Origin of the sequence: Ruegeria atlantica, from assembly GCF_013033965.1 — a bacterium.
Lineage (GTDB): Bacteria > Pseudomonadota > Alphaproteobacteria > Rhodobacterales > Rhodobacteraceae > Ruegeria > Ruegeria atlantica_D.
In genome coordinates this window covers 195,050-213,848 of the sequence record NZ_WQFE01000005.1, presented here as the reverse complement: position 1 = coordinate 213,848, position 18,799 = coordinate 195,050, and the positions used below count along the sequence as shown (strand labels likewise).

Annotated in this window: 19 protein-coding genes; 15 read left to right on the top strand and 4 right to left on the bottom strand. The window is 59.0% G+C overall.

Features of this window, described 5'->3' with window-relative positions; translation table 11 throughout:
• The first annotated feature begins 16 nt into the window (after nt 1–16).
• The 3 genes from pgsA to GOW16_RS12195 are packed head-to-tail and all read left to right on the top strand — an operon-like array spanning nt 17 to nt 1,382.
• Nucleotides 17–685, top strand: coding sequence for a CDP-diacylglycerol--glycerol-3-phosphate 3-phosphatidyltransferase (gene pgsA, locus GOW16_RS12205; protein ID WP_170415262.1), 669 nt, complete (start codon nt 17–19; stop codon nt 683–685).
• Between the two features lie 3 nt (nt 686–688).
• Complete coding sequence (moaD, locus tag GOW16_RS12200) at nt 689–934, top strand: molybdopterin converting factor subunit 1 (RefSeq protein ID WP_113789363.1); 246 nt, start codon at nt 689–691, stop codon at nt 932–934.
• Between the two features lie 4 nt (nt 935–938).
• Nucleotides 939–1,382, top strand: coding sequence for a molybdenum cofactor biosynthesis protein MoaE (locus GOW16_RS12195; RefSeq protein WP_170415260.1), 444 nt, complete (start codon nt 939–941; stop codon nt 1,380–1,382).
• A gap of 96 nt (nt 1,383–1,478) precedes the next feature.
• On the opposite strand, the gene GOW16_RS12190 is transcribed toward GOW16_RS12195, so the two are convergent.
• From GOW16_RS12190 to ubiA, 3 genes are all read right to left on the bottom strand, one after another.
• Nucleotides 1,479–1,799 carry a hypothetical protein gene (locus tag GOW16_RS12190; protein WP_170415258.1) on the bottom strand — a complete coding sequence of 107 codons (321 nt, stop codon included), beginning with the start codon at nt 1,797–1,799 and terminating at the stop codon, nt 1,479–1,481.
• 1 nt (nt 1,800) lies between these two features.
• On the bottom strand, nt 1,801–3,735 hold the full coding sequence (locus GOW16_RS12185) for an OmpA family protein (protein WP_170415256.1): 1,935 nt from the start codon (nt 3,733–3,735) through the stop codon (nt 1,801–1,803).
• Between the two features lie 65 nt (nt 3,736–3,800).
• On the bottom strand, nt 3,801–4,763 hold the full coding sequence (ubiA, locus tag GOW16_RS12180; protein WP_170415254.1) for a 4-hydroxybenzoate octaprenyltransferase: 963 nt from the start codon (nt 4,761–4,763) through the stop codon (nt 3,801–3,803).
• A 12-nt stretch (nt 4,764–4,775) separates the two neighbouring features.
• Between ubiA and GOW16_RS12175 the strand changes: the two genes are divergently transcribed.
• The 11 genes from GOW16_RS12175 (at nt 4,776) to GOW16_RS12125 (ending at nt 16,972) form a co-directional block, all read left to right on the top strand.
• On the top strand, nt 4,776–5,501 hold the full coding sequence (locus GOW16_RS12175; RefSeq protein WP_170415252.1) for a 16S rRNA (uracil(1498)-N(3))-methyltransferase: 726 nt from the start codon (nt 4,776–4,778) through the stop codon (nt 5,499–5,501).
• Entirely contained in the window at nt 5,498–6,346 is an 849-nt protein-coding gene (locus GOW16_RS23065; protein WP_368039891.1) for a GNAT family N-acetyltransferase, read from the top strand. The genes GOW16_RS12175 and GOW16_RS23065 overlap by 4 nt, the downstream gene beginning before the upstream one ends.
• The gene (locus tag GOW16_RS12165) at nt 6,343–6,870 is read left to right on the top strand and encodes a hypothetical protein (protein WP_170415250.1); all 528 of its coding nucleotides are present in this window, start codon (nt 6,343–6,345) and stop codon (nt 6,868–6,870) included. Before GOW16_RS23065 ends, GOW16_RS12165 begins: the two co-directional genes overlap by 4 nt.
• Before the next feature lie 64 nt (nt 6,871–6,934).
• Complete coding sequence (locus GOW16_RS12160; protein WP_170415248.1) at nt 6,935–8,305, top strand: glutamate--cysteine ligase; 1,371 nt, start codon at nt 6,935–6,937, stop codon at nt 8,303–8,305.
• A gap of 119 nt (nt 8,306–8,424) precedes the next feature.
• Nucleotides 8,425–9,492, top strand: a complete 1,068-nt coding sequence (locus tag GOW16_RS12155) for a Hint domain-containing protein (RefSeq protein WP_170415246.1) — start codon at nt 8,425–8,427, stop codon at nt 9,490–9,492.
• Nucleotides 9,493–9,557: 65 nt separating this feature from the next.
• Nucleotides 9,558–10,631, top strand: coding sequence for a phenylalanine--tRNA ligase subunit alpha (pheS, locus tag GOW16_RS12150; RefSeq protein ID WP_170415244.1), 1,074 nt, complete (start codon nt 9,558–9,560; stop codon nt 10,629–10,631).
• A gap of 8 nt (nt 10,632–10,639) precedes the next feature.
• Entirely contained in the window at nt 10,640–10,951 is a 312-nt protein-coding gene (locus tag GOW16_RS12145; protein WP_170415242.1) for a hypothetical protein, read from the top strand.
• 528 nt (nt 10,952–11,479) lie between these two features.
• Nucleotides 11,480–12,286: an alpha/beta hydrolase family esterase gene (locus GOW16_RS12140; RefSeq protein WP_170415240.1), complete on the top strand. Its 807-nt coding sequence runs from the start codon at nt 11,480–11,482 to the stop codon at nt 12,284–12,286.
• 78 nt (nt 12,287–12,364) lie between these two features.
• Nucleotides 12,365–14,761 carry a phenylalanine--tRNA ligase subunit beta gene (gene pheT, locus GOW16_RS12135; protein WP_170415237.1) on the top strand — a complete coding sequence of 799 codons (2,397 nt, stop codon included), beginning with the start codon at nt 12,365–12,367 and terminating at the stop codon, nt 14,759–14,761.
• 82 nt (nt 14,762–14,843) lie between these two features.
• Nucleotides 14,844–15,290, top strand: coding sequence for a YtoQ family protein (locus GOW16_RS12130; RefSeq protein WP_170415235.1), 447 nt, complete (start codon nt 14,844–14,846; stop codon nt 15,288–15,290).
• A gap of 74 nt (nt 15,291–15,364) precedes the next feature.
• Nucleotides 15,365–16,972, top strand: a complete 1,608-nt coding sequence (locus GOW16_RS12125; protein ID WP_170415233.1) for a GMC family oxidoreductase — start codon at nt 15,365–15,367, stop codon at nt 16,970–16,972.
• On the opposite strand, the gene GOW16_RS12120 is transcribed toward GOW16_RS12125, so the two are convergent.
• A complete protein-coding gene (locus tag GOW16_RS12120; protein ID WP_170415232.1) occupies nt 16,953–17,651 on the bottom strand; it encodes a glutathione S-transferase family protein in 699 nt (232 codons plus the stop codon). The two genes, GOW16_RS12125 and GOW16_RS12120, sit on opposite strands and share 20 nt — an antisense overlap.
• A 216-nt stretch (nt 17,652–17,867) precedes the next feature.
• Between GOW16_RS12120 and GOW16_RS12115 the strand changes: the two genes are divergently transcribed.
• Nucleotides 17,868–18,674 (top strand): mechanosensitive ion channel family protein, encoded by an 807-nt coding sequence (locus GOW16_RS12115; protein ID WP_170415230.1) that lies wholly within the window; start codon nt 17,868–17,870, stop codon nt 18,672–18,674.
• Nucleotides 18,675–18,799: the final 125 nt, after the last annotated feature.

Genomic DNA, 18,799 nt, shown 5'->3' with positions numbered 1-18,799 from the left:
ATGTAGGGTCCGTTTCATGAAGTGGAACCTGCCGAATATCCTGACCGTCCTGCGGCTGCTGGCCGCGCCCGGTCTGGCCGTAATGTTTCTGTATTTCACCAGACCCTATGCCGACTGGTTTGCGCTGATCCTGTTCCTGACCGCCGCGATTACCGACTGGTTCGATGGCTATCTGGCGCGGGCATGGAAACAGGAAACCAAGATTGGCGCCATGCTGGACCCGATTGCCGACAAGGCGATGGTGGTGATCGCGCTGATGATCCTTGTGGGCTATTCGACAGAACACTGGACGCCCTGGCTGGTGCTGCCAGCCACGGTCATCCTGTTCCGTGAGGTATTCGTCTCAGGCCTGCGCGAATATCTGGGCGATACGGCCGGGACGCTGAAGGTCACAAAACTGGCAAAATGGAAAACGACCGCGCAGATGGTGGCGATTGCTATTCTGTTTTCGCAGGGGATTTTCGAGCACTATTTTGTGATGGCCACGTTCGGCATGGATGCCGCTACGATGGATCTGGTCCTGACGGGTCAGTTGGAAGACCTCAATCATATGCGCTGGCATCTTGAAGCGATGTTCTGGTCTGGCCGGATTGGCTTGTGGTTGCTGTGGATTGCTGCCGCGCTGACATTGATCACCGGCTATGATTACCTACGTAAAGCCATGCCCCACCTGAAGGAGAGCTAAGGGATGGACGTGCTGTATTTTGCCTGGGTGCGCGAACGGATCGGTCTGCCGAAAGAACGGATCGAGACCGAGGCCGCGACCGTATCCGATCTGGTTGCTGAACTAAGCGCGCGTGAAGATCGCTATGCCGCCGCATTTGCGGACCTGTCCGCATTGCGCGTCGCTTTGGATCAGGAACTATCCGATTTCGACGCATCACTTGTCGGCGTGCGTGAAGTGGCGTTTTTTCCGCCAATGACTGGCGGCTGACGCCATGCGCATCGCGGTTCAGGAAGAAGAATTCGATCTGGGGGCCGAGGCCAATACCTTTGCTGCTGGCGACGATGCGAATGGGGCTATCGTGACCTTCACAGGCGTTGTGCGGGACCTTGCATCAGGCGAACTGGATGTGATGGAGATCGAACATTACCCCGGCATGACCGAACGCGCGCTGACCAAAATCGCAGAAGAGGCACAGAGCCGCTGGTCGCTGGGCGATGTTCTGGTGATCCACCGCCACGGACGTCTGGCCCCGGGCGACCGGATCATGATGGTGGCCACCGCCGCCCGGCACCGCAAGGACGCGTTCGAGGCGGCGGAATACCTGATGGACTACCTGAAATCCCGCGCCCCGTTCTGGAAGAAAGAGATCACCAACTCGGGTGCGGAGTGGGTTGCCGCAAAAGACGAGGACGAAGACGCGTTGAAGCGTTGGTAGATGAGGCCGACGGATCAGGCGAGTGTCCCACCACACCGAAGATAATCTGCCCGGACTAGGCTGCAGTTCCAAACAATCGAGCACGAGGTCCTGTGCTCAGTCCGCGTTGTTGATACGTCCGCGTAGTTCTTCCGCATCTTGCCGGGCCGCACGCAGGCCGTCCATCGCCGCGGCCAGCTCCGCCTCGGTCTGGGTCAGTTGGTTAGTCAACTCAGCCTCACGCTGCTGCAAGTACGTGATTGCCTGATCCCGGGTTTCCTCGGCCTCATGCAACTCCTGACTCATGCGGTCCAGGTCGGCGACGTCGCTTTGGCGAACACGCGACAGGCGATGGGCCAGCCAGTTGGCAAACCACCCCATGCAAAAGGCGGCAAACAGTATGACGGCGGTGGCGATGATGAATTCGATTCTGTTCAACTTACTGGTCCCCTGCGGCCGAGTCTGTTTCCGTGTCTGTTTCCGCGGCTTCGGCCTCGGCCTCTGCGTCCTGTGACGTCTCGGTTTCGTCCTCCATCGCTTCCAGCGCGGTTTGGGACTCGGTGGTAGGTTCGGGCCGGATCAGGCGGAAATCGATGCGTCTGTTTTCCTCGCGCCCTTCCTCAGTGTCATTGTCGGCGATCGGCTGCGTTTCACCATAGCCCATGGCGGTATAGCTGGCGGTCGGTACACGCCGTGCACGCAACTCGTTGAGGATGGATTGTGCCCGCGACTGGCTTAGCTGCTGATTCATTTCTTCGCGGCCCTGACTGTCGGTGTGGCCTTGAATTTCCAACCGGATGGGCCCGCATTCCCGGAGAATGTCGGCAATCCGGTTGACTGTATCGCGCGAGTCAGCAGCGACCGTCGCCGAGCCCGGTTCAAAAGCGATTTTCGAACCTGACTGAACCTCTGCGATACGCTCTTCGCAAACATCCGGATCGGGCAGTTTGTCGGCGGGTTCAGGTGGTTTTTGATAGGTAATTGACAGGCTGAAGTCCTGCGCTTCGCCAAGTTTGCCCGACAATAGTCCTGAAATATCAGCCCGGGTTTTGGGATCATGGCTGACCCCGCTCAGAATTACCTCGTCCGGCGTCACGGTCAGCGCGCCATTGTGCAGTTGCGACAACGCCTCAAGCCCGCTGAGGACGCGAATGGGCCAATCGGCGGGCAGGTCGGGGGCGATGCGGGTTGCAGTATGAACGTGTTCGAAACCAAAGGCGGCGCGGGCATAGCTGTCGACCATGTCGCGCAAGGTTTCATCCCCCAATCGGCCGCGCATTTGCACCAATCCTTCGGGGCTGCGCGTTGCAGAGAATTCGGGCGGGCCGGATTGGTCTTCCGCTTCGGGTTCCGGCAGAACCGCGTGCAGGGCAAAGACCTCGGGCAGCGCATTTTCCAGCTCGCCGATCACTTGGTCGAACACTGCGGTACCAGTGCCTTCGGCTGCGACCAGAGTGATATCCGCATCTGACAAGGTAACCGTACCCTGACCAATTTCCGATAGGGCTCGAATGCTCAGTACGGCGGCATCAGGCCAGCGGGGTGAGGGTTCACCCAAACCGATGGTGCAGGAATAAGGTCCGGTCAGCCCTGCATCCCGTGCCGCCGAGACAATCCGGTCCCGCGCCTGTTCGTCCTGGGCCGAGCAGGCGTCGAACCGCCCGCCATCTTCGTCGATCAGGTAGCGCACGGTAAAAGGGGTAATGACCGGACGCGGCGCCGAAATGGAAAGGCCAATGCGCAGGCTGGGCGGCGCTGCACGCGTCAGCTCTTGCTCCAGCCGCTCCTTTTCCTGCTGGCTGTCGGCAATCGCTGTAACTTTCACTAGCCCGGGGCTGGCCGAGATTTTAGCCCGTGGCAACCGGGCCAGCGCCTCAACCGCGTAGGCAAGCGCATCGTCCCAGCCTTTGGGCTTTGGATAGTCGGCGGTTTCCAGCAAATCAGATACAGGCCCGTCATTCAGCCTTCGCAACCTGTCTGTTAACGCGTCGCGATCTTCACTGACCGGGATCAGGCCAATAACCGATATTCCGCTGTCATTGCGTAGAATTTCGGCTGAAAAGCGAGGGGGCGCCAACTGTGTTGTGGGCGCGACCTCCATTTCATCAATGACGCGCGAGGTGTCAACTTCGGTTCCGGCGGCCGTCAGAGCGTTGAACCGTGTGGCTTCATCCGAGGCGGTGCCGGTCAGAACCACGCGCAGCCCGTCCGACTGGACCTCGGCCCAGTCGTGGCCTTTCAGATCCAGCGCGCGACGCACCGCGAATTCCGAGGCTTCTTCGACCTTTGTCACAGCATAGCTTGCCGCCAGCAAGGACAACCCGGCGGATGCAAGGAAGACAAACGTAACGACGAAGACATAAGGCAGGCGCATGTGCGAACAATCGACTCCACGGGTGAGTGTGCAGAACTCTTACAGAGGCCTAGGCCGAGGTGCAATCAGAGCAACAAGGCGACGCAGAGGAAGATCAGCGGAATAAGGCCGGTGTCGCGGTTGGCGCGGAACAATTGCAGCAGTTTGGCGTTGTCCTCAATATCAAGTCCACGCAGTTGCCAGGCCATGTGCCACCCCATCGCCCAGGGTCCCGCCAACGCGACGACCAAAGCGACAAGCGAAGCCTGCGTGGTTGCTGCGTCGATGATTGCCAGCCCCAACAAAGCGACGGTGGCCACCAGAAAATACTTCAACCATCGCGCGGTGTCGGTTCCAAACAGCCGGGCCGTGGACTTGATCCCGATCAGCTCGTCATCTTCGGCGTCCTGATGGGCGTAGATCGTGTCGTAGAACAGCGTCCATGCGATCCCGGCCAGATATAACATGATCGCGGGTATACCCACGGTTCCCGTGTGCGCAGCCCAGGCCAGCAGGATGCCCCAGTTGAAAGCCAAACCCAGAAACACCTGTGGCCACCAGGTGAAGCGCTTGGCGAAAGGATAGATCGTCACGGGCAGCAGCGACAGCACGCCCATCGCAATTGCGGCCTGGTTGAAGGTCAGCAGAATCATCAGCGCCAGCAGGCATTGTAGCCCCATCCAGATCAACGCCTGCCGCACGCTGACCTGACCCGATGGAATCGGGCGGGATCGGGTGCGCTCCACCTGACCGTCAAATTCGCGGTCGGAAATGTCGTTCCAGGTACAACCCGCGCCGCGCATCAGAAATGCCCCGAACGCGCAGCCGATGGCGATCCACATATCCTCCCACCGGGGGTTGCCATCGCTGAGCATGGCCAGCGCCAACCCCCACCAGCAGGGAATCAACAGCAACCATGTTCCAATGGGCCGGTCTGCGCGAGAAAGGCGCAAGTATGGACGGGCAAAAGCGGGTGCATGTGAATCGACCCAGTTGCCGCTGACAGCGTCGGCAACTTGTCCGTCTGGTGTTGGGGCATTGCCTTGCATATGTAAGGTCTCATGAGTGCAAAGATTAGACTGTATGTAGAGCACCCACTGGGGCAGGGGCAATCGGTTCCTTTGACGCGCGAGCAGGCCCACTATCTGTTCGGCGTCATGCGTCTGGTCGTTGGTGGGCAAGTCGCCCTGTTCAACGGGCAGGACGGAGAGTGGCTGGCCGAGGTTGCCGAGGCTGGCAAACGGGGTGGCATTCTAACTTGCGTGGACCAGACCAAACCGTTGCAATTGCCGCCCGACCTGTGGCTTCTGTTCGCGCCGATCAAGAAGGCGCGCACCGACTTCATCGTTGAAAAAGCAGCGGAAATGGGCGCGGCGCGGATCATGCCCGTGCAGACCGAGTTCACCAATTCCGAACGCATCCGTCAGGACCGCCTGCAGGCCCATGCGGTCGAGGCGGCCGAGCAATGCGGGGGCACCTATGTGCCCGAAGTCACCGACCTTCAGCGGCTTGATCGGGTGCTGGATAGCTGGCCCGAGGGTCGGCAACTGATGTTCTGTGATGAGGCTGAGGTTGGTTCGGTCCTGCGTCTTGCGACCAATGACAAGGATCAACCCTGGGCTATTCTGATCGGGCCCGAAGGTGGCTTTTCCGACCGCGAGCGCGCGCGGTTGGTGGCGTTACCCTATGCGCATGTGGTCAGCCTGGGTCCGCGCATACTGCGCGCGGACACAGCTGCTGTAGCGGCGATGACGATGTGGCAGCAGGCATTAGGAGATTGGGCGTGACTTGGCGGGAGGCGAGGGAAGAAGACGTTCCCGAGATTGACAGGTTTCTCTTCCAACGTATCCAGACGTCCATGTTCCCATTGGCTAACTTGCGGGATTTCGGTTTGCGTGGTTCGGATCCGCGTGCCGTGAACTTGTGGACCATGGGTGATGGTCCGCGTGACGTTTTCGGGATCACAAACGAAGGCATGGTCCTGCCGCAATGCCCCGAATGCTCGGATGATGAACTAAGCCAGGCGATTCGCCTGATCCGAGGGCGTAAACTGTTTGGCATCGCGGCCGAGGCCACGCAGGCCCGCCGGGTCATGCGGCTTGCAGGCTGGGAAGGCAGGCCCGCAACGCTGAACAGTGACGAGCCGGGTTTTACTTTGGATTTGGATCAGATCGTGATGCCCGACGTGACCGGGGCTGACCTTGTGCCACTTGGCCATCTGGACCGGAACATCTCCGAAGGCTGGCGGCAGAGTTATCTGATCGAAGCGATGGACTTCGACGCCGAGCGTGCGCACGAGCAGGCGAAGACCGATATCGCTGCCTATATTGAGCGTGACTCGCACCGGGCGTTGTTGATGGATGGGCAGCCGGTTGCCATGACCGGGTTCAATGCCCGCTTGCCCGAGGTCGTCCAGATCGGAGGTGTGTATACCCCGCCGGGCTTGCGTGGCAGCGGATATGCGCGACTGGCAGTGGCGCTGCATCTACAAGAAGCTCATAGAAATGGCGCAGCCCGCGCTGTTCTATTTGCCGCTAGCGATGCTGCTGCGCGTGCCTATATAGCTATTGGGTTCAGGCCAGCCGGCCACTATTCCCTGATTCTGTTCAAAAACCCCGAGGATACGGCATGAGTTTCATCCGACCCGAAGCCAAACTGGCCCTTTGGCGCTGGCGCGAAGTTCTGATCGCTGGCGTCGTTCTGTTGGTCGGCCTCAGTTGGATCAGCGGGCCCGGTGGATTGCTGGGTTGGCTGGGGTGGGTACTGATCGCGGTCTCGGTGGCGCTGGCTGTTGTTGGTGTTCAGCGTGGCCGGTTCCGGACAGGTGCAGGTGGCCCCGGTCTGGTGACAATCGACGAAGGCCAGATCACCTATCTTGGGCCGCTGACGGGCGGTATCGTTGCGACACGTGAAATCGAGCGGCTCGCGCTGGACCCGACATCGGCTCCGGCGCATTGGGTTTTGGATCAGCCGGGGCAGCCGACGCTTCACATTCCTGTGAATGCGGAAGGGGCCGAAGCACTGTTTGACGTCTTCTCAGCGCTTCCGGGATTGAAAACCGAACAAATGCTGTCGGAACTGAACGGTGGCGCGACGCATCCGGTGGTTATCTGGGAACGCACACCTTCGCGTCCAGCCCACTTGCGGCTGCATTGACACTGGCGCGGTTTAAGACCACGAAAGACCGAACGACAGACACATCAGGATCGGAGCACGGTTCATGTCCATCCCCCAGTCCGGCGGCGGACCGATCGAACGCCATGAGCAACTGGCCGAATATCTGGAATCAGGCTGCAAGCCCAAACAGGATTGGCGTATCGGAACCGAGCACGAGAAGTTCGGTTATTGCAAGGACACGCTGAAGCCGCTGCCCTTCGAAGGTGAACGCTCGATTCTCGCCGTGCTGCAGGGGCTGCGCGATCTGCACGGCTGGGACCCGGTGGAAGAGGCCGGCAAGCTGATCGGGCTGGAAAAGGACGGGGCCAATGTATCCTTGGAACCCGGCGGGCAGTTGGAGCTGTCCGGCGCGCCGCTCGAGACCATTCACGAAACCTGTGACGAGGTGAACGCACATCTGCGTGACGTGAAGGACATTGCTGACAAGATCGGCGTTGGGTTCATCGGCCTTGGGGCCGCTCCGATCTGGACGCATGAAGAAATGCCGCTGATGCCCAAAGGGCGTTACCGGTTGATGAATGACTATATGGAAAAGGTCGGCACCATGGGCCGGTCGATGATGCGTCGGACGTGTACGGTTCAGGTCAACATCGACTTTGGGTCCGAGGCCGACATGGTGCAGAAACTGCGCGTCGCACTGGCATTGCAGCCAGTGGCAACCGCTCTGTTCGCCAATTCGCCGTTCTTTGAAGGCAAGCCCAACGGCCAGAAAAGCTGGCGCAGCTATATCTGGCGGCATCTGGATGACGCGCGCACCGGCATGCTGCCCTTTGTGTTCGAGGACGGATTCGGATTCGAAGCCTGGGTGGAATACGCCTTGGATGTGCCGATGTATTTCGTCTATCGCGACGGCAAGTATATCGACGCGCTGGGACAGTCCTTCCGGCACTTTCTGCAAGGCAAACTGCCTGCTTTGCCAGGCGAAACACCGACACTGTCTGATTGGGCAGATCACCTGACTACCGCCTTCCCCGAGGCGCGGATCAAGAAGTTCATGGAAATGCGCGGCGCTGATGGTGGCCCGTGGCGCCGCCTGTGTGCCTTGCCCGCGTTTTGGGTCGGTTTGACATACGATCAGGGCGCGCTGGATGCGGCCTGGGAACTGGTCAAAGGCTGGGATGCCGAGACACGCGAAGAATTGCGCGTTGCGGCTGCCAGAGACGGGCTGCAAGCACAGGTCGGCGACATCAACATGCATGATCTGGCGCGCGAAGTGGTCTCGATTGCCGATGCCGGTTTGAAATCCCGCGCCTTCCCCGGCGCAGGTGGACTAGTGCCGGATGAAACGCATTTCCTGAACGCGCTGAAAGACAGCATCGAGACCGGCAAGGTTCCGGCGGATGAGTTGTTGGACCACTACAATGGCGACTGGAACGGCGATCTGACCCGGATTTATCCCGATTTCAGTTACTGAGCTGTCTCTGATGCGTGTTGCTATTAGGAGAGTATTTGCCGATTAACTCGATGTGACCTTGCTATTCGGCAGGGTGTATCGACTATGCTTGGCTGGATATTCCCGAGCGTGATGACGTCATGGCCCGTATCAGCGAACTGCACTATTCCAACGCCTACGCCGCGCAAAGCGGTGTTTCGGAGTTTCTTGAGGTAGCGCTGAGATCCGATGAGGACCCGGCGAATTATACTGTGTCGTTCTATCAGGCGAATGGTCAAGTCGGGATCGAGATCCCGCTGGACCACCCGTCGGTTCAGGTTTCGATAGACCCTGACAACAATGAACAGGTCTTTGTAATCTCAGCGGATTTCTTTCCGATCCTGCTGACGGATCCCAATGGTGGTGGTCCGAACAACTACGAAGCTTATGCTTTGACCAATACGTCCACGGGCGAGGTCATTGATTTCTATGATATCGGTGGCGGAACCACGAATATCGTTGCCCAAAACGGGTTGGCCGCGGGCGAAACGTCGGAAAACCTTCCGGTTCTTGTGGGGCCGAACCAGACCACAACGACCTTGCAATTCAACCAGCCCGACCCCGACACACTGGTATATGCGCCGCTGTCGCCGGGCGATACCGGCGCGCCGTGTTTCACTGCGGGCACTTTGGTGGATACGCCAAATGGCCCGCGTCGGGTTGAAACTCTTGGGCCGGGCGACCTGGTGGTGACGCAGGATGATGGTGCCTGTGCCATTCGCTGGGCGGGCGGGCGAACCGTTTCGGGGCAGGGACGTTTCGCACCCGTTCAGATCCGTTCTGGAACGTTGGGCGCTGAACGGGATGTTTACGTCTCGCCTCAACACCGTCTGTTGGTCTCAGGCTGGCAGGCTCAGCTGCTGTTTGGCGAAGATGAGGTGCTCGTTGCGGCCAAGTCGCTGATCAACGACATCACCATCACATCGGCACCTTGTGACATTGTCCACTATGTCCACCTGTTCTTTGACCGGCATCAGCTGGTGTCGACCTCTGGCATGATCTCGGAAAGCTTCTTTCCCGGCGCGCAAGCCCTGTCGAACCTTGATCGCGAAACCGCGGACGAGCTGTTTGCCCTGTTCCCCGAGCTTCGAGACCGTCCGCGCAGCTATGGGCCGACCATTCGCCCGGTGCAGTGCGGCCCACAAGCGGCAATGCTGCGGGCGATCTGATCCGCCCCTCTTGCTTTCGCGGACTGCTGTGATAGCAGAGCCTCAACAGCATTCAGGGAACCGTCATGGACGATCTTAAGGCAAAATATCTGGGTCAGATCGCCGATGCAGGCGACGAAAACGCGCTCGAAGCGATCCGTGTCGCGGCCGTCGGCAAAAAGGGCGAAGTCGCGCTGAAGATGCGTGAGCTGGGCAAGATGACGCCCGAAGAACGCCAGGTTGCAGGCCCCGCGCTGAATGCCCTGAAGGATGAGATCAACTCGGCCCTGTCTGCCAAGAAGGCCGCGCTTGCCGATGCCGCGCTGGATGAGCGTCTGCGCACCGAATGGCTGGACGTCACCCTGCCGACCCGCGCGCGCCGTCAGGGCTCGATCCACCCGGTCAGCCAGGCGACCGAGGAACTGACCGCGATTTTTGCCGAACTGGGTTTCTCGGTGGCCGAAGGGCCGCGGATTGAGACCGACTGGCATAATTTCGACGCCCTGAACATCCCCGGCCACCATCCTGCACGGGCCGAGATGGACACGTTCTACATGCACCGCGCCGAGGGCGACAATCGCCCGCCGCATGTGTTGCGCACCCATACGTCTCCGGTGCAGATACGCTCGATGGAGAAACAGGGCGCGCCGATCCGCGTGATCTGTCCGGGCGGTGTATACCGCGCCGATTATGACCAGACGCACACGCCGATGTTCCATCAGGTCGAGGGGCTGGCCATTGACAAGGACATCTCGATGGCGAACCTGAAATGGGTTCTGGAAGAGTTCGTGAAGGCGTTCTTCGAGGTCGACGATGTCGAACTGCGCTTCCGCGCCTCGCACTTCCCCTTCACCGAGCCATCGGCTGAGGTCGATATCCGCTGTTCCTGGGACAACGGTCAGCTGAAGATCGGCGAGGGCGACGACTGGATGGAGATTCTGGGTTCCGGCATGGTCCACCCCAAGGTGATCGCCGCCGGTGGGATTGATCCTGAGGTCTATCAGGGCTTTGCCTTTGGCATCGGCATCGACCGTCTGGCGATGTTGAAATACGGCATTCCCGATTTGCGGGCGTTCTTTGATTCCGATTTGCGGTGGTTACGTCACTATGGGTTTGCGGCGCTGGATATGCCGAACCTGCATGGTGGTTTGAGCCGTTAGAGAGATCATTGGACGACTGGCTAACAGCATATCGCGATTGGTGGAAACGTAGGGTTTCCAACCACCCGTTGCCTTGGCTGTTATGCTTGCTTCTTGCGCTGTTTGTGTTGCCAACGCTCGCATCGTGGGTTTGGGAAAGCGACTCGACTGCCGTTCTGATCGCTTTTTTCGCGTCCGCGTTTTTGTTTCTGCCGGGCATTCTTATTGCTGGGCTTGAATTCATGCGGACAGGAAGTTTCCTCCTGCGCGACAGGATTCAAAGAGAGAAAACCAATGACCTGATCAATAAACAGAACAGCAGTTTTTGGAAGTGGTGGTAGATAGTGTATCTACTGGGGCTTTGTTTTTCGAAATTCTATGATTGGAGTTTCGCGTTCTCTTCCCGAAATAGTCGCTGGGTGGGAAATGTAATTCTCTGTGGATGGTTCGTTCTCTTTTGTGTGCTTGCGAGTTTTCTGCCAGGATGGTTGAGCGCTCTAATTTTACTCGCGTCTTCGCCATTTTCATTCCTTTTCATGATGGCAAATCAGAAGGTTTGGGAAAAACGAGATCAAGCGGTGCGAGACAGAGATGCACAGTTGTGGAAAACTAAGAAGCTAATTGATCGTTTTAAGAAATAGGCGTGGAACAAGGCCGACAGGCCGCCGCGCCATCGCCAGACCGCCCGCACGGGCTGGCGATTTGTCTCCGCCAGCGCTCCGTTTGAACGTAACACGGACTTGGCCAGAATAAACCGCCCACCACAACCCAAAGATCGCCACCCCGCGGTCTGGCGACGGCGCCACTTGTCACAATCTCCCACGGGGTTGTGACGTGACAGCGGGCGCAGGCTCGCTAGGGTTCATCGGATGATTTACCGACTGCTCAGCCTTTTTTTGATGACCGCCTCCGTCGCCTATGCCTTTGCGCCCCGAGGGGACACGTGCCACGGCGATACTGCCTGTCAGGTCGGCGACCGCTCGTATCATGTGCTGGAGCCTGACGGGTGGGATGGCGAAACGCCTCTGCCGGTGTTGCTGCACTTCCACGGCTGGGCGCGGCAGGGCACCGTGGTGGTGAACCATGAGCGGATCGCTGGCGCGACCAAACTACGTGGTGTTTTGCTGGTGGCCCCAAACGGGTTAGGCAAAAGCTGGGATTTCTGGACATCCGATACGCGCGATGTGCCTTTTGCCGACCGGGTGCTTGAGGATGTGGCCCAACGCTACCCGATTGACCCGGATCGCATCTTTATCTCGGGCTATTCTTTTGGTGGTGCGATGGCGTGGCGCTATGTCTGCCAGTCGGGCAATGACACCGCCGCGCTTCTGGGCATCGCCGGCACCATTCGCCAGACCGAGGACTGCCCACAAGCTCCGGCGCAGGTACGCCATGTGCATGGGACCGGCGACAAAGTGATGGATTTCCCTTTTGGGCCGGGTGGGGATACGACCTATCCCGTGGCGCTGTGGCGGCAAAAATTCGGCTGCGAAACCGCCACCCCGCGCGGGGATTGGAGCGTGGTACCGATCCTGACGCTCAGTCGGGTGGAATGGACCGACTGCGCGCACGGTCAGATTGCGCTGGATACGCATCCCGGCGGGCATTTCATCCCACACGGCTGGATCGGACGGCAACTGGATGAGCTTTTGGGCCGCACCCCTACCTATCCGTGACTTACAGCGCTTGCACCTTGGCGTAATCTTTGCCATTGCCTGTGCCGACTGGATGTTTGCCAAAAAAGGCCCCGTGCAATGAAATTCACCCTTTCCTGGCTGAAAGACCACCTCGATACCGATGCGTCGGTGGATGAGATTGCAGAGACGCTGACCGATCTTGGACTGGAAGTCGAAGAGATCGTGAACCCTGCGGACCGTCTGGCGGGCTTTACGCTGGGCTATGTGAAACACGCGGAAAAGCATCCGGATGCGGACAAGTTACGCGTTTGCACGGTTGCAACCGATGAGGGCGATCTGCAGATCATCTGTGGTGCCCCCAACGCGCGCGAGGGTATCACTGTCGTTGTCTGCAAACCGGGTATGTATATCCCGGGTCTGGACCTGACGATCAGCGTCGGCAAAATTCGCGGTGTCGAAAGCTTTGGCATGATGGCGTCCGAACGCGAGCTGGAGCTGTCGGACGAGCATGATGGTATCATCGAACTGCCCTCGGGCGAGGTAGGCGACAAGTTCGTTGATTGGCTGGTCGAGAATGAACCGGCGAAGGTCGATCCGATGATCGAGATCGCGATCACGCCGAACCGTCCCGACGCGTTGGGCGTCGCAGGCATCGCGCGCGATCTGGCCGCGCGCGGTGTCGGTACGCTGAAAGAGCGTGATTATGTGCCGGTGCCGGGTGATTTCGAAAGCCCGATCAAGGTGACAATTGATGAGGATACGCTGGACGGCGCGCCGCATTTCACCGGTCGTCTGATCAAGGGCGTCAAGAACGGCCCCAGCCCGCAATGGCTGCAGGATCAGTTGAAGGCGATCGGTCTGCGTCCGATCTCGGCCTTGGTCGATATCACCAACTACATGACCTTCGATCAGAACCGCCCGCTGCACGTGTTCGATGCAGACAAGGTGCAGGGCAACCTGCGTGTTCACCGTGCCAAAGGCGGTGAAAAGCTGGTGGCGCTGGATGAGAAGGAATACACCCTGCAGCCCGGCATGATGGTGATTTCGGATGACAAAGGTCCCGAGTCCATCGCGGGTATCATGGGTGGTGAGGAAACCGGTTGTACTGAAGAGACAGTGAATGTGTTTCTTGAAAGCGCGTTCTGGGATCATGTTCAGATTGCGCTGACGGGTCGAGCGCTGAAGATCAATTCCGACGCGCGATATCGCTTTGAACGTGGCGTTGACCCTGAATACACTCTGGAAGGGCTGGAACACGCGACGCAGATGATCCTGGATATCTGTGGCGGTGAAGTATCCAAGGTGGTTGAGGCGGGCAAAGCGCCGAACCATGCGCGGGCTTACAAGCTGGACTCGGCGCGGGTGCAGTCACTGGTTGGCATGGACATCCCCGAAAGCGAGCAACGCCAGACCCTGACCCGCCTGGGTTTCCGTCTGGAAGGCGAGATGGCGCACGTCCCCAGCTGGCGTCCCGACATCATGGGCGAAGCGGATCTGGTGGAAGAGGTTGCGCGGATTGCCTCCCTGACCAAACTGCAAGGCAAACCTTTGCCACGCGTAACCGACGGCATCCCTAAGCCGGTGATGACCCCGACACAACGCCGTCAGTCGATGGCGCGTCGTACCTGTGCGGCGTTGGGGTACAATGAGTGCGTCAGCTATACCTTCATCGATCAGGCCTCGGCCGCGTTGTTCGGTGGCGGAGATGAGGCCACGCAGTTGGAAAATCCGATCTCGTCGGAAATGAGCCATATGCGCCCGGATTTGCTGCCTGGCTTGTTGCAGGCTGCTGCCCGCAATCAGGCCCGTGGCTATGCGGATGTGGCCCTGTTTGAGGTCGGCCCGGTGTTCTATGACGGCGAGCCCGGCGATCAGAAAACCCAGATCACCGGCCTGTTGGTCGGGCGCAATGGTCCCAAAGACGTGCACGGTGCGTCGCGCCCGGTTGACGTGTTTGATGCAAAGGCCGACGCCGAGGCCGTCCTGGCCGCCATAGGCGCGCCCGTCAAAGTTCAGATTCTGCGGGATGGTGATGCCTGGTGGCATCCGGGCCGTCACGGAAAGATCTGTCTGGGTCCGAAAAAAGTGCTGGGTGTCTTTGGAGAACTGCACCCGCGTATCCTTCAGGCTATGGATGTCAAAGGTCCTGCAATGGCCTTCACCATCTGGCCGGAAGAAGTGCCTCAGCCCAGAAAATCCGGTGCGACCCGTGCCGCTCTGGAATTGCGCGACCTTCAAGCAGTCGAGCGGGACTTTGCCTTTGTTGTGGACGAAGGCGTCGAGGCGCTGACGCTGGTGAACGCCGCAGCAGGTGCCGACAAAGCCCTGATCGAAGACGTGCGCGTGTTTGACGAATTTATCGGCGGTAGCCTCGGTGACGGCAAGAAGTCTCTGGCCATCACGGTGCGCCTGCAACCAACGGACGCAACCCTGAAGGAAAAAGACATCGAAGCGGTAGCCGAGAAGATCATCGCCAAGGTCACCAAAGCCACCGGAGGCGTTCTGCGCGGGTGATGCCTTACCGCCTCCGGTGGGAGTATTTTTGAAAAGATGAAAGGGCGGTCGCGCCCTTTCTTTGGTTGTGAGGAGCAAAAAGATGCTGAACGTTTACCTATCAGGCGAAATTCACACCGATTGGCGGGAACAGATCATCGAGGGGGCTCAGGGTCTGGATATCACGTTCAACAGCCCTGTGACCGATCACGCCGCCAGCGACGATTGTGGTGTGGCCATCCTTGGGGCCGAGCCGAACAAGTATTGGCACGACCACAAGGGCGCGATGGTCAACGCGATCCGCACGCGTAAGGGTATCGCGGATGCCGATGTGGTCGTGGTCCGGTTCGGTGAAAAGTACAAACAGTGGAACGCGGCCTTTGATGCGGGATATGCTGCGGCGCTGGGGAAATCGCTGATCGTGCTACACGGTCCCGATCATCAACACGCGCTGAAGGAAGTGGACGCTGCCGCGCTCGCCGTGGCCGAAGAACCGGGCCAAGTCGTTGAAGTGCTGCGATATGTTCTGACGGGCGCGTTGCCAAAGTAACGTACGCTACGTTTGACTTGCCTGAATTCCGGGTGCTTCCTACCGTCAGTTAGGGCAGTAGGGGAGAGGCGTCCATGGAATTCGATTATGTTGTCGTAGGTGGCGGATCCGCCGGCTGTGTAATGGCCGCGCGTCTTAGCGAACATCCGGACACGAGCGTTTGCCTGATTGAGGCGGGCGGAGCGGGTGAAGACCTGTTGATCCGGGCTCCGGCCCTCGTGGCGGCCATGGTTTCGGGGCGACCCAAGCTGAACAACTGGGCTTTTCAAACCGTGCCCCAACCCGGATTGAACGGCAGGAAGGGGTTTCAGCCGCGCGGTAAGGCATTAGGGGGCTCATCGGCGATCAACGCCATGCTCTATGTGCGCGGTCATCCCAGCGACTATGATGAATGGGCGGATTTGGGATGCGAAGGTTGGGATTGGGAAAACGTGTTGCCCTACTTTCGCAAGGCCGAGGGCAATGCGCGCGGCGCGGATGGCCTTCACAGTGCAGACGGCCCCTTGCAAGTGTCGGACCAGTCTGAGCCACGTGCCATCTCTCATGCGTTTGTAGAGGCCTGCGGCCAACAACAAATTCGCCAGACGGACGATTTCAATGGACCGGAACAGGAAGGTGCGGGCCTGTATCAGGTCACGCAGTTTCACGACGGTGCGCATAAGGGAGAGCGTTGCTCGGCGGCTGCGGCCTATTTAAGGGGCGTTGCGACGCGACAGAATTTGACAATCATGACACGGGCAGAAGCCCAGAAGATTCTGTTGGATGAAAAGCGTGCATCCGGTGTGCTGCTGCGTCAAAAGGGTAAGTCGGTTGAAGTTCGCGCCCGCCGGGAAGTCATCCTTTCCAGCGGTGCGTTTGGCTCGCCGCAATTGCTGATGCTGTCCGGGATCGGGCCCGAGGCAGAGTTGAAACAGCACGGCATCCCTGTCCTGCATGACTTGCCCGGAGTAGGTCAGAATCTGCAGGACCATCTTGACTATGTCCTGAGCTATCATTCGAAACGTAAGGACGTTGTCGGGCTGACACCGGGTGGGTTGTGGAATCTGGCCAAGGCGGGTTTGGATTGGCGTCGCACCGGAGCGGGCCTGTTCGCTACCCCCTTTGCCGAGGGCGGCGCGTTTGTTAAATCTGACCCATCCACTGCCAAGCCAGATCTTCAGCTGCATTTTGTTGTCGGTATCGTTGACGACCACATGCGCAAGATTCACTTGCCACACGGGTTTTCGTGCCATGTTTGTGTATTGCGCCCGTACAGCCGGGGCAGCGTGGGTCTAAACACGGACCGGGCCGGAGAGCCGCCGCGCATTGACCCAGCTTACCTCAGCGATGACCGTGATCTGGAGCTGTTGAAACGCGGAGCGCGTATCATGGAGTCAATTCTCGAAGCCGAGCCTCTGGAACCCTGGCGGAAGAAGCGCCTTTATGCCCATGACGGCAGTGACGATGCGTTGGAGGCCGATATCCGTAACCGGGCAGACACGATCTATCACCCGGTTGGAACCTGCAAGATGGGCGTCGATGATATGGCCGTTGTGGATACCGAGGGACGTGTTCGTGGGATGGAAGGTTTGCGAGTGGTGGATGCATCGGTCATGCCCACCTTGATCGGCGGCAATACAAATGCACCCACCATCATGATCGCCGAAAAGATCGCGGACGCGATCAGTCCCGGGGTGGCGTAACCAAGCCTTTCTGCACAGCGGGGCGTTCCAGGAACCGGTCGAGATAGGCCACCAGATTTGCGTGGTCTTCCCAGCCGACAAGGTCATGGGCATTGTAGAACTCGAGCCCGCGCAGCCACGGTGCGATTGCGATATCGGCAATCGAGTATTCACCGGCAATCCATTCCTGACCCTCCAGCTGTTGGTTCAAGACATTCAGCAGCCGTTTGGCCTCGTTCACGTAACGCTCGCGCGGGCGCGGGTCTTCGATCTCGCTGCCTGCGAATTTGTGGAAATAGCCCAGTTGCCCGAACATCGGACCGATGCCACCCATCTGGAACATCACCCATTGGGTGACCCGGTGCTTATCCGCATTGGTCTGACCCAGAAACTTCCCGCTTTTCTCGGCGAGGTACAGCAGGATCGCTCCGCTTTCGAACAGACTTATGGGTGTGCCATCCGGACCATTCGGGTCGATGATCGCAGGTATCTTGTTGTTGGGATTCAACGATAGGAACTCGGGGCTTTTGACATCCGAATCCGAGAGCGTGACCAGATGGGGTTCATAGGGCAGGCCGGTTTCTTCCAGCATGATCGACGCTTTGACCCCATTTGGCGTTGGGAAGGAATACAGTTGAATCCTGTCCGGAAACTGAGCGGGCCAACGGGCGGTGATCGGGTGTGATGCGGTGTCCAGCATGGGGTGCTCCTGTTATGGGTTGCTTGCAATAGTTAGGCATGGCTGTCCTGTCTTGCCAGCCTCTGGGCTGTGCGTACCCGGTCAGGGCCTGTGTATGTGGGAACAACGGGGAAAACCCGTGTATCTCGCACCTAGACCAAAGCTCTCTCTTGGACCACTATTCCGCCAATCCCGCGCCGACGCCGCGGGTTTGCCGTGAATCGAAAGGAGATGCGCGTGGATGAGGTCGTAACACAGGTGGGTGCATTCGCCCCGCTGATCATAAGCGCGGTCAAGGCGCTGATCGTACTGATCCTTGGCTGGATCGTAGCTGGTGCCATTGCGGGCATGGTCCGGCGCCGGATCAATGCGACGCCGCATATTGATCAGACGCTTGGGAATTTTGTAGCCAGTCTGGTGAAGTGGGTCATACTGGCCATGGTGCTGGTTGCAGTGCTGGGCATTTTTGGGATTCAGGCAACAAGCATCGTTGCCATTCTGGGTGCTGCATCGCTGGCCATCGGTTTGGCCCTTCAGGGGACGCTCAGCGATCTTGCTGCAGGTGTCATGCTTGTCGTCTTCCGCCCCTACAAGCTGGGTCAGTATGTGGATATTGGTGGAACTGCAGGTACAGTTAAGGACCTGAACCTGTTCACGACTGAACTGGTGACGCCGGACAACGTTCAGATCATCGTTCCGAACGGACAGTCCTGGGGATCGATCATCACCAATTACTCGGCTCATGACACGCGACGTGTCGATCTGGTGTTCGGCATCGATTATGGCGACAGCGCTGACGAGGCGATGAAGATCATTCTGGATGTCGCCAAGGCGGACGATCGTATCCACAGTGATCCGGAACCTTGGGTGCGTGTGACAAATCTGGGCGACAGCTCAGTCGATCTGACAGCGCGCCTGTGGTGCGCGGCAGCGGATTACTGGGACGTCAAGTTCGAGACAACCAAAGCTGTGAAGGAAGCGTTTGACGCCAAGGGCGTTTCGATTCCCTACCCACATTCGGTGGAGATTCACAAAGAAGGGTAAATTCTCCCGCCCATCGCGCGGGCATTGGAAATGCCCTCCTCCGGTTGGGCCTGGCGCCGCGCTTTCAGCGCGGCGTTTCTTTTTTTAGGCTTCACGTCTTGTACCGGGAACGAAAAGCGGCGCGC